Below are 10,857 nucleotides of genomic sequence, written 5' to 3'. Positions count from 1 at the left end.
TCTTGGGGTTTGTAGCGGGCCATGGTCGCGATCTCCTTGGTCGGATGGATCGCAAACGTCGTGCCAGGAGTTTTTTTACAGCTTCAACGGATCTGCTGACCGGCACCTTAGTGGCAGCGACCTCCAGCACCAGCGGCAATGCCTACGACCAGGTACTGGACGCACTGAAGACCCAGCTCGCCGCCAGCGGCACCACCCTGGACACACTGACCACCACCGTGGCCGCGGCCTCGCCGTCTGCCAGCACCACGACAAACGCCAGCAACAACATTGCCAGCTTGCCCGCCGCCCAGCTGCTGAAGGCTGCAGATAGCAACTGCTCGGCATTGCGCAGCGGCGACTACTGGGTCTTCAGCCCAACCATGAATGGCAGTATCAGCGACCAGATTGCCAGCGGCAGTTTTGACGCCACCAGCCAGACCATGACCAATCTGGTCGGCAGCTCGACCGTGCTCAGCGCCAATGGTGCCAGCTGCCGCTATCTGGCGGCCGACGGCGTCAGCGACGTGGTCGTGTCCCAGGCCGGCGTGCTGATGGCCAGGGTGCTGAACAATGGCGTTTACCGCCTGCGCTTCGCCATCCCCAAGCAGACCATTGCCGTGTCCGACCTGGCCGGCAACTGGAACGGCCTGGGTTTTGAACTCAACAGCGGGGGAACAGCCTACGCCACTGACACTTTCACTGCCACCGTCGACAGCAGCGGTGTATTCAGCTCGGTCCTGGCCTGCGACGGCGCCAATAGCAGCGCCACCTGCACCAGCAACGCCAGCCCGTCCATACACTTCAGCAGCAATAGCGCAGGCGGGTTCGACCTGGCCAGCACGGCGGCGAACGATACATGGACCGATCGTGCGTTCGCCTACCGTGCCGGCAATGGTGACCTGATGCTGGTGCAAATCGCCGGCGACGGCAGCGTATCGACCTGGACGCACAAGCGCACTCTGAGCCTGCCGGCCGTGAACTCCGTAGGCCCTGCCGGCTGGTCGGCGCGCGCCAGCAACACCCTGGTGGCGAACACCTTGTCCTCCGACGTGGGCTACACCGTCACCGCCGTCGATAGCGCCACCAGCAGCGTCACGCGGACCCTGCTGGTCAGCGCCAGTGGCACCGACACCTTCCAGCAAACCATCGTGCAGAACAACCCGCGCGATGGCTACAACTTCCGCGCCGCCACCACGGCCACCAGCGCGGCCAATGCCAGCGTGACGGTACGTGAGCGCACCAGCCTGAACCTGCGCGGCATGGGGGTGTCGGTGCAGTCGGTACCCAACTTCAATGCCTTCCAGATCAGCGTAGACCAGTAAGGTCAGCGCAAGCTCTATCCAGGCCCGGCCCGCTCAGGCGCGCCGGGCCTGGCTGTTTTTGCGCCTCAAACCAGCAGCTCCGCCAGCTGGTCCATGCCTGTAAAAGTGACCGAGGCGCCCGCCTCACGCAAAGCCTGGGCATCCACATGGCCAGAGGTGTCTGGCGCGTAGCCGAACACCGTGGCCCCAGCCGCCACCCCGGCACGCACACCGGTCACCGTGTCTTCCACCACCGCACAGTGCGCGGGCCTGGCTTGCAGGGCTGCGGCCGCCGCCAGGTAGACATCGGGCCATGGCTTGGAACGGGGCATTTCATGGCCGCTGAAGACGCGGCCCTCGAAGTATTCAATCAAACCCACCTTGCGCAGCTGCAACTCCACCTTGATACGATCCGCCCCGGACGCACAGGCGATACGGCCGGCGTAGCCTGTGTGGATGGCACGCACCGCTGTATGGATATGGGGCACCGCCTCCAGCTGGTCTTGCAAAGCCTGGTTGCGCCGGGCGCGGAACTCTGCCATCCAGTCCTCGGTCACAGGCCGCCCGGTGCGGGCCTCGATGGCGGCGGCCTCGTCCATTACCGCCTTGCCGACAAAGAAGCGCATGCACTCCGCCGCCGTCATCTCCCAGCCCTGGGCCGCCAGCATGTCACGCAGAACGCCATTGGTCAGTGGCTCGGAATCCACCAGCACACCATCACAGTCAAACAACACCGCTTCAAATTTCATGACTTCGCTCCTTGCGGTCGATGGTAAACGTGCCAGCCCGCAGGCGTGGCCGACCGTTGCCACGGGCAAGCCTGGGGGGAATTCCATCCACATTCATTTATGCTCGGGACATGGCCCATTTATTGATTGTGGAAGACGACGATTTGCTGCGTGACGGCCTGGCCGCCCAATTGGGGCAGGCTGGCCACCAGGTGGCCACGGCCGCCAACGGCGCTCTCGGACAAACCCTGCTGGAAAGCACACGCTTTGACGGCGTCGTGTTGGACCTGGGGCTGCCGGTGATGGACGGCATGCACCTGCTGCGCTGGATACGGCAACGCCAACTGGCCCTGCCAGTGCTGATACTGACCGCGCGCGACGGTGTGGAAGACCGGGTGGAGGGCCTGAACGCCGGCGCCGACGACTACCTGACCAAACCCTTCAGCATGGCCGAGTTGGAAGCCCGCCTGGGCGCCATGCTGCGGCGCTCTCGCCTGCCGGCATTCGGTGGCTCGCTGGAAATGCCCACCGGGCGCCTGCGCCTGGACGCCACCCAGCCTCTGGCCTGGCTGGACGACGAACCGCTGGAGCTGACCCAGCGCGAATGGTCCCTGCTATCGCTGCTGGTCGCCAATGCCGGCCAGGTGGTGGGCCGCGAGGAGGTGCTGGCCGTGTGGCAGTCCGACCCCAACGACGGCACCAACACCGGGTCCAACGCGCTGGAGGTATACGTGCACCGCCTGCGCCGCAAGCTGGCCGATTCGGGCCTGAACATACGCAACGTACGCGGCCTGGGCTACATGCTGGAAACCACGGCACCATGAGCCTGCTGGGTTTACCCCCAGGTCTGCAAAAAGACAAAGCCCCTGGTCTATCGCTGAAACGCCAGCTCCTACTGTGGCTGCTGCTGCCCCAGCTGGTGCTCTGGCTGGTGGGCGGGCTGCTGGCCTACCGCATTGCGCTGAACTACGCCGAAAAAGGTATAGACCAGTCGCTCACCCAATCGGTGCGCTCGCTGGCGCGCCAGGTCAAACCTATGGGCTCGGGCCTGCTGGTGGACTTCCCGCGGGCCGCGCGCGACATAATTGAACAGGACCCGAACGACCGGGTCAGCTATATGGTGTCCTCACCGCCGGGCCAGTTCGTGCTGGGCAACAGCCAACTGCCCGACCCGCTGCTGGACGTGCATGTGGAGCCAGGCGAACCGCTGATCTACGAAGCTCTTTTGGACAAAAAGCCGGTGCGGGTAGCCCTGCTGGAAGTCAACTACGGCGACGCCGACGCCCCGCAGCGCCTGCGTGTGCAAGTGGCCAAAAGCCTGGCCGTGCAGCAGCGCATCGCGCGTGAGCTGGTAGCCGATATGCTGCTCCCCCTGCTGCTGCTGGGGGCGCTGCTGGGCATCGTGGTGTACATCGGCGTGGGCCGCGGCCTGCAGCCCCTGAATCGACTGGAGGCTCTGCTGGGCGACCGCACCCAGCGCAGCTTCACCACCCTGTCGCCGATCGAACTCACCCAGGCGCCGCAAGAGGTCCACTCCCTGGCCGAGGCCGTGAACCATATGCTGGCCGCCGTACGCCGCAGCCTGGGCCAGGAAAAGCGCTTCATCAACGACGCTGCCCACCAGCTGCGCACACCGCTGGCCGGCCTGATCAGCCAGACCGAGCTGGCCCTGACCGAGCGCGACCCGCAGGCCTTGCAAGACCGGCTGACCAAGGTGCACGCCGGCGCCTTGCGCAGCGCCCACCTGGTACACCAGCTGCTGTCGCTGGCCCGGACCGAGGCCGACATCCAGCAGCGGCCACTGGACGTTGCCGCCCTGGCGCGCGAGGTGGCCCGCGAATGGACGCCACGCGCCATCGCGGCCGGTATCGACCTGGGATTTGAAGGGGACGACAAACTGCTCACCCAAGGCGAGAAACTGTTGCTACGCGAAGCCCTGAGCAACCTGATAGACAACGCACTGCACTATGCAGGCCGTGGCGCCACCGTCACCTTGCGGGTGCAACAGTTGCACAACCAGGCGGTGGTGGAAGTGGAGGACAACGGCCCTGGCCTGCCGGAGCTGGCAGAAGCCGACCTGCCCCGCGTATTCGAGCGCTTCTGGCGTGCCAGTGAGATACCCGGTGGCTGCGGCCTGGGCTTGTCCATCGTGGCAGAAATCGCCCTGCGCCATGGCGGCTCGGCACAGGCCTTGAACGTGCTACCCCGGGGGTTGTGCGTACGCCTAAGCCTGCCGCTGGCTGAGCCAGCTCCGACATAGGACCTGGAATAGGTTCTCAGGCGGCCCGGCAGCGCAATTTATGGCCTCATGAGCGACCTGCGTGTGGGATACTGAATTTTGACGGAACCGTCGGCGGACGGTGGCCCCACACATCCCGACCTGCAACCGACGGCCACAGCAAACCTATCGACGCAAGCCCCGTTCCCCTAGATTTGTACATGCGTATTTTTCGCCCATCCCTCAGAGTCGCGATCACCGTGCCGTTTGCGCTGATCCTGGTGGTGACCGTGGCCCTGCAGGCGCTGACGCAACAAGAAAACACCGCCAGGCTAATCGACAAGACCAGCACCCGCATACTGGATGCCCTGATGGTGGCCGCAAGCAATCGGCTGGCCAGCTTTTTGGACGAGCCGTTTCGCATCCAAGCCGATATTGCCGACGCGATCAGCCGCCACGGGCTCTACACCCCCAATGACATGGGCCCCATCTACCGCCATTTGCGCGGCGTATACCAAGACCGCTACATGGACCAAACGCAGATGAGCGTGTTGGACTTTGGCAGCGAGGCGGGTGAGCTCGCCGGCATGCGCCGCGAAGGCGCCGGAGCCAATTTCGCGCTGATGCTCAAAGACGCCTCGACCCAGAACAAGCTGCTCATTTACAAAGGCGACCACCCGGACAGCGAAGTCATCGCGTCCTACGACAAATACGATCCCCGCGTGCGTCCCTGGTACGCGCCGTTTGCCCAGTCCGGCAAGGCCGGCTGGTCCGACATCTATGCCAACTACGACGAGCGGGCCGAAATCACCATCTCGGCGGCAAGCCCCGTCAAGGTCGGCACGAAGCTGATCGGCGTCATGGAAGCCGATGTCAAGTTGGACGGTCTGAACCATTTTCTACACGAAGAGCCTCTGCGCGGCACCGGCATCATCGCCATTACCGATGTTGGGGGGCGCCTGGTGGCGCATTCAGAACCCGGCTCGGTGCTGGCGGATGGCAACAACGGCACACCCCGCGGCGAACGCATGCGTCTCCAGGAGGCCGACAACCCGGTGCTGCGCGCCGCCGCACCGGCCGTTGCGCAAGCCCCCACGGGAAGCGCCACAGGCTTTCAGCTAACGGTCAACGGCCAGCTGTACATCTGCCGGGTGGCGCCGTATTCGGACATCCGCGGGCTGAACTGGCGCATCGTGACCCTGGTGCCGGAGTCCGATCTGCTGGGCGACATCCGTGCTTCGAGCCAGCGCAGCCTGGTAGGGATTGCGGGCTTTGCCACCCTGGGCTTCCTGCTCGGACTATGGGCGATCAACTGGATTACCCGCCCCATCCACCGCACCGCGCAGGCAGCCAACCAGCTCGCGCTAGGCCAATGGGATACCAAGATCGACAAAGGCAGCGCGGTCCAGGAAACCGACACCTTGGTGCAGGCCTTCAATGCCATGGCCCAACGCCTGCAACACTCCTTCAACGATATGCGCAAGCAGTTGCGCTACGACCACCTGACGCAGCTGCTGACGCGCCAGGGCTTGCTGGAAGAAGTGGACTGGAGCGATGCCCGGCCTGCGGTGCTGTGCCTGGTCGGGCTGGATGGTTTCCGGGCAATCAACGACAACGTGGGGCATGCCACTGGCGACCACTTGCTGCAAGCCATCGCCGAGCGCATGCGGGCCCGATTCCCCGCCCCAGTGCTGCTGGCGCGCGTAGGCGGCGACGAGTTCGCCTTGCTGCACTGGGGCACCGTCCACTCCGCGGCCGAGATGGGCGCACAGATAGGACATTTGTTCACCACCCCGTTCGCCTCGGGCGGCGACGAGGTCAGAGTCACCGCCTCGGTGGGCGTGGTCCAGGGACGCTTGCTGGCGGATGACCTGCCCGAATGGCTACGCAATGCGAGCGTGGCGCTGGGCGAGGTCAAGCGCCGCAGCCGCGGCGCCTGCGTGGTGTTCGAGCCCGGCATGATGGAGCAATCGCTGGAGCAGGCGCGGCTGGCCAATGAGCTGCGCCAGGCACTGGAGCGCGGCCAGTTTCTGGTGCACTACCAACCCGTGATCCATATGGCCACGGGTAGCGTCAGCGGCGTCGAAGCCTTGGTGCGCTGGCAGAGCCCGACACGCGGTATGGTGCCCCCCGGCATCTTTATCCCGATCGCCGAGACCTCCGACCTGATCCTGGCGCTGGGAGACTGGGTGCTGCGCACAGCCACCCGCGACATCGCCCAACACCTGACGCAATTGCCAGCCAACTTCGAGCTGCACGTGAACGTATCGGCGCGCCAGCTGATCCAGTCCGACTTCAGCGCCACATTGCAACAGGCCTTGCGCGACAGCGGCCTGCCGCCACACCACCTGACGCTGGAGCTGACCGAATCGGTGCTGATCGAACAAGACGGCCAGACCGAAGAGCGGCTGCGCGAAATCCGCGCCCAGGGCGTGAAGATCGCCATCGACGATTTCGGCACCGGCTACTCCTCGCTGGCCTACCTGGGCCTGCTGCCATTCGACTGCCTGAAGATCGACCGAAGCTTTGTGCGCCAACTCGGTAGCACGCCGCAAGACACGGCCATCGTGGCCGCCGTGCTGCAGATGGCGCAAGGCTTTAGCGTCGCGGTAGTGGCCGAAGGCGTGGAAACCGAGGCCCAGGCGCAGCACCTGCGGCAGATGGGCTGCAGCCATGCACAGGGCTACCGGTTTGGCCGACCGGTGCCGCTGGAACAACTCGACTGGAGACCGCGCACTCTGCGCGGCGACGACGTAGATCAGGCTTGAAATAAGTCACCAGTGCAATCAAAACAAGCGCCTTAAGCTATATAATTTATAGCATTTAAGTACTAAACTCCGCGCGCTGCGGGGTGTGCACCGTACGATCAACCACCCAGTTCGCCGCATTCGCACGCATCCACAAAAAAAGGGAAAACCTCTAGCGTTTAATCGGCCGAATAGGTTGAAACTGTGAAGCAGCTATGCGATGGTGCACACGACTCATCCCATTGTTTGATTCCCGTTCGCAGCTATTCACAGGAGCCCCCCCATGAAGCATTCTGTTCTCATTGCATCTATCGCCTGTGTGCTGGCCTTGCCGGCCATGCGGTTAGCTCACGCGCAGGACAAGGCCACTGCCGCAGAGGCGACAGCCATGGTTAAAAAGGGTGTGGCATTCGTCAAAGCGAATGGAAAAGAAAAAGGTGCCGCCGAGATCAGCAACAAGAGCGGTCAATTCGTTAGCCGCGACCTTTATTTGGTGATGTACCGTCTGGATGGTACGGTGCTCGCTCATGGTGCCAACGAGAAAATGGTTGGAAAGAACCTGATCGACTTGAAAGATGTTGACGGGAAAGAGTTCGTCAAAGAGCGCATGGAGCTAGCTAAGTCCAAGGGCACTTTCTGGCAAGACTACAAGTTCACCGATCCCACCACCAAAAAGATCGCACCAAAAAGCATGTACTGCGAGAAGCTGGACGACGAAGTGGTCTGCGGCGGCATTTACAAGTAAACCGCCGCATCGCGCATGCCCGGCTGTCACGGCTGGGCATGCCGTTCGCCGCCCACCGCTTGTGTTCAGGAGTCGCGATGAAACTCGGAATGAAACTACTTGCCGCGCCGTTGCTCACGGCGTTGGCCGTGTTGGCAGCAGGGCAAATTGATGCCTGGCTGATCACCCGGGAGAGCAACAAGGGTTTGGCCAGTTCGGTTGCCAGCCTAGACGACTACAAGACAGTTGCCCAAATCCAGCTACAACTCGGCCAGTTACATGCCAGTGTGTACAAAACGATGACCCTGATAGCGTCACTGGACGACGCAAAGGTGAAGGCGTTCCGCACCGAATTGGCAACCCAGCTCAGTGCGATTCAACGGGTGACGGCCGAGCTAACCGACGCTGACGGAGATACTCCCGAGCAGCGCGCAGCCGTAAGTGAACTCAACAAACACATCAGCAACTATGGCAAGCAAGCTGACTCGGCCATAGACCTATCCTCGGTAGACCCCAACACCGGTGTTGCCGCCATGCAAAGCGCAGACGCCGCCTTCAGCTCGGTCAACAAAACAATGTCCGGCATTGTCGAGCGAGGCGAAGCCGTATCCCATGCCGCCATAGAAGCGTCCCTGCAACGCGCTCGCAATACCAACCTATGGTTAGCGGGGTTGAGCCTGCTGGTCGCGTGTGTCGCAGTAGGCCTGTCCTGGCTCATGCAGCGTAAGGTAGTCAACGAACTGATCCGGGCCGCAGAAGTTGCTTATGACGTAGCCGGTGGCGACTTGCGGGTGGATGCCACTAGTGAGCGCACAGATGAAGTTGGGGATCTGATGCATGCGCTGAGCGCGATGGTGACCCAGCTGAACCAGTCAATCTCCACTGTGTTCGACTCCTCTGAATCGATTCGCTTGGCGAGCGCAGAGATTGCCACCGGCAACAAGGATCTGGCGCTCCGTACAGAGCAAACGGCCACTAATCTGCAGCATGCAGCCGCCTCGACCGATCAGCTCACCAACACAGTGCGGCAGTCAGCTGACTCTGCGCACCAGGCCAACCAGCTTGCCGCGTCGGCGACCGCAGTGGCAGTGCGTGGTGGAACGGCAGTGGAGCATGTGGTTAGCACCATGGAGGAAATCAACGTCAGCGCGCGCAAGATCTCCGACATTATCGGCATCATCGATGGCATCGCATTCCAGACCAACATCCTGGCGCTGAATGCAGCCGTGGAGGCTGCACGCGCAGGCGAGCAAGGGCGCGGTTTTGCGGTCGTGGCAAGTGAAGTGCGCAACCTGGCCGGACGCTCTGCCGGAGCGGCCAAGGAGATCAAGACCCTCATTGACATCTCCGTCACCAAAGTTAATTTGGGCTCTCAACTGGTCGCAGACGCAGGCAAGACCATGACAGAAATTGTGAGCTCGGTTCGCAGAGTGTCAGACATCATTGGCGAAATTTCGACCGCATCCACTGCACAGAGCGAAGGCATCACACAGGTCAATACTGCCGTAACCGATTTGGACCAGATGACGCAGCAAAACGCCGCACTGGTGGAACAGTCTGCAGCCGCTGCAGAAAGCCTGGGCGAGCAGGCCCACCGACTGGCCCAACTGGCGTCTACATTCCGGCTGAATGGCATGTCGCATACTCCGACGGCCCATCCCACCGCCCTGCTCCCAGGTAACTAGCCGTAGTGGCTCGTCATCGGGCCAAGACTCATCGCATAGGTGCGCTCGCCCAGAGACAGTCGCGTAGCCTACGCAAGTACAGACCGGTCACGTCCTGCCGCACATCGTCGTGTCCTGCCGGTGCCGGCAACTCCAGTTCTGCGGAACTACGATAGGTCCAGGTCGAACACCATCAGGCCCTGCAAGCCACCAAGCGCGGCCTGTACCAGCTTGGCGCCAGTCGCCTGATGGGCCGGATGGGCCTGGTAGGCGGCCAGCGCCTGCCGGTCGTCAAACACCGCGATGAAGCCGTCGGCAAAGCCGTGGTCCAGGTCTTCATAGCGGGCATTGGCACCGGCACGCACTTCGCGCAGGCCGGGTACCACGCCCACCAGTGCCTGCAACTCAGCCCATAGCGCCTGCTTGCTGGCCGTACTGATCTCGGACCGAAAGCGGATGAAAACGCAGTGGTGGATCATGCTGCGGCCCCCGGGTATTGCACGGCCACGCTGCGGCCGGTCTGCGCACTCTCCAGCACCGCCAGCGCCACGGCCAGCGAGCGCACGCCGGCCTGGCCGTCGGCCATATCGTGGGGCAGGCCCTGGATGGCACGATGGAAGTTCTGCACGCCACGGCTGTACAGGTCGACCTGGTCCAGCGGCAAGGCCTGCTCGCCCTGGGCGTTCTTGAAGTCGAGCCGACCGTCCGGCCCCTGGTGCAGGACGCCCACGCCTTTCAGCGAACCCTGGGTGCCGTGGACTTCCAGCCCTACATCGGCGAATGGCGTATTGAAGCCCTGGTGGGTGAAAGCGGTCAGCCCGCTGGGGAAACGCCAGACCGACATGGCGTTGTCTTCCATGCCTTCGGCCATGCCGCTGTTGCTGGTCATGGCGACCACCTCGGTCGGGTACTCGCCCAGCAGAAAGGCCAGCGAATCGGCGTTGTGCACCGCGATGTCCAGCACCACGCCGCCGCCCGCGCCCTTGTCCTTCAAGCGCCAGCCCTGCAGATGCGCCGGCAGGTACACCGAATGGTTGACGCGCGCCGACACCAGCCGGCCCAGTGCGCCCTGCTGGATCTTGTCGCGCATCTGCCGGTGCGCGCTGTTGTGGCGCAGATGGTGGTTGGTGCCCATCACCACGCCGGCTCTGGCGCAGGCCTGCACCATGCGCTGGGCTGCGGCCAGCGAGGTTGCCAGCGGCTTCTCGCACAGCACATGCAGCCCCAGGCTGGCGGCGTGCAGCACCGAGGCCTCGTGCTTTTCGTTGGTGCTGGAGATGTAGACCGCGTCCACGCCCAGGCTGGCCAGCGCGGCTTCGTCGTCGGTGGCGTGGGCGATGCCGTGGCTGTTGGCAAAAGCCCGGGCCCGCGCCAGATCGCCGGAGACCACGACCACCACCTCGTCGCCGACGGAACGCACGGCGGCCACCATCCACTCGCCAGCAATCGTGCTGGCTCCGATAAATGCCCAACGCATAAGGTCTCCTGTATTT

The 10,857-nt window shown here is 63.4% G+C and carries 9 protein-coding genes; 6 read left to right on the top strand and 3 right to left on the bottom strand.

Annotation, left to right across the window (positions count from 1 at the left end; translation table 11 throughout):
* Positions 1–1,304: hypothetical protein (locus AC07R0_RS08210; RefSeq protein WP_495104442.1), on the top strand; the 1,304-nt coding region annotated here is incomplete at its 5' end.
* Between the two features lie 65 nt (positions 1,305–1,369).
* Here the strand turns inward: AC07R0_RS08210 and AC07R0_RS08205 are convergent.
* On the bottom strand, positions 1,370–2,032 hold the full coding sequence (locus AC07R0_RS08205) for an HAD family hydrolase (RefSeq protein WP_495074039.1): 663 nt from the start codon (positions 2,030–2,032) through the stop codon (positions 1,370–1,372).
* Positions 2,033–2,142: 110 nt separating this feature from the next.
* On the opposite strand from AC07R0_RS08205, the gene AC07R0_RS08200 reads away from it, so the two are divergent.
* From AC07R0_RS08200 to AC07R0_RS08180, 5 genes are all read left to right on the top strand, one after another.
* Complete coding sequence (locus AC07R0_RS08200) at positions 2,143–2,835, top strand: response regulator (RefSeq protein ID WP_495074040.1); 693 nt, start codon at positions 2,143–2,145, stop codon at positions 2,833–2,835.
* Positions 2,832–4,271 (top strand): sensor histidine kinase, encoded by a 1,440-nt coding sequence (locus AC07R0_RS08195; RefSeq protein ID WP_495074041.1) that lies wholly within the window; start codon positions 2,832–2,834, stop codon positions 4,269–4,271. Before AC07R0_RS08200 ends, AC07R0_RS08195 begins: the two co-directional genes overlap by 4 nt.
* 179 nt (positions 4,272–4,450) lie before the next feature.
* Positions 4,451–6,997: a bifunctional diguanylate cyclase/phosphodiesterase gene (locus AC07R0_RS08190; protein WP_495104441.1), complete on the top strand. Its 2,547-nt coding sequence runs from the start codon at positions 4,451–4,453 to the stop codon at positions 6,995–6,997.
* 262 nt (positions 6,998–7,259) lie between these two features.
* Complete coding sequence (locus AC07R0_RS08185) at positions 7,260–7,721, top strand: cache domain-containing protein (protein WP_495104440.1); 462 nt, start codon at positions 7,260–7,262, stop codon at positions 7,719–7,721.
* A 77-nt stretch (positions 7,722–7,798) separates the two neighbouring features.
* A complete protein-coding gene (locus tag AC07R0_RS08180) occupies positions 7,799–9,385 on the top strand; it encodes a methyl-accepting chemotaxis protein (RefSeq protein ID WP_495104439.1) in 1,587 nt (528 codons plus the stop codon).
* 146 nt (positions 9,386–9,531) lie between these two features.
* Here AC07R0_RS08180 and AC07R0_RS08175 read toward each other — a convergent pair whose 3' ends face one another.
* Positions 9,532–9,843 (bottom strand): Dabb family protein, encoded by a 312-nt coding sequence (locus AC07R0_RS08175; RefSeq protein ID WP_495104438.1) that lies wholly within the window; start codon positions 9,841–9,843, stop codon positions 9,532–9,534.
* Complete coding sequence (locus tag AC07R0_RS08170) at positions 9,840–10,841, bottom strand: Gfo/Idh/MocA family protein (RefSeq protein WP_495104437.1); 1,002 nt, start codon at positions 10,839–10,841, stop codon at positions 9,840–9,842. Before AC07R0_RS08170 ends, AC07R0_RS08175 begins: the two co-directional genes overlap by 4 nt.
* Positions 10,842–10,857: the final 16 nt, after the last annotated feature.

This window comes from Rhodoferax sp. GW821-FHT07F03 (genome assembly GCF_059418745.1).
Note: the sequence above shows the minus strand (reverse complement) of the source record. Positions and strands in the feature narration are given on the sequence as shown.

Coding starts and splice junctions, on each gene's coding strand:
- AC07R0_RS08180 (WP_495104439.1), top strand. CDS start 7,799: ATGAAACTCGGAATGAAACTACTTGCCGCGCCGTTGCTCACGGCGTTG.
- AC07R0_RS08185 (WP_495104440.1), top strand. CDS start 7,260: ATGAAGCATTCTGTTCTCATTGCATCTATCGCCTGTGTGCTGGCCTTG.
- AC07R0_RS08170 (WP_495104437.1), bottom strand. CDS start 10,841: ATGCGTTGGGCATTTATCGGAGCCAGCACGATTGCTGGCGAGTGGATG.
- AC07R0_RS08200 (WP_495074040.1), top strand. CDS start 2,143: ATGGCCCATTTATTGATTGTGGAAGACGACGATTTGCTGCGTGACGGC.
- AC07R0_RS08195 (WP_495074041.1), top strand. CDS start 2,832: ATGAGCCTGCTGGGTTTACCCCCAGGTCTGCAAAAAGACAAAGCCCCT.
- AC07R0_RS08190 (WP_495104441.1), top strand. CDS start 4,451: ATGCGTATTTTTCGCCCATCCCTCAGAGTCGCGATCACCGTGCCGTTT.
- AC07R0_RS08205 (WP_495074039.1), bottom strand. CDS start 2,032: ATGAAATTTGAAGCGGTGTTGTTTGACTGTGATGGTGTGCTGGTGGAT.
- AC07R0_RS08175 (WP_495104438.1), bottom strand. CDS start 9,843: ATGATCCACCACTGCGTTTTCATCCGCTTTCGGTCCGAGATCAGTACG.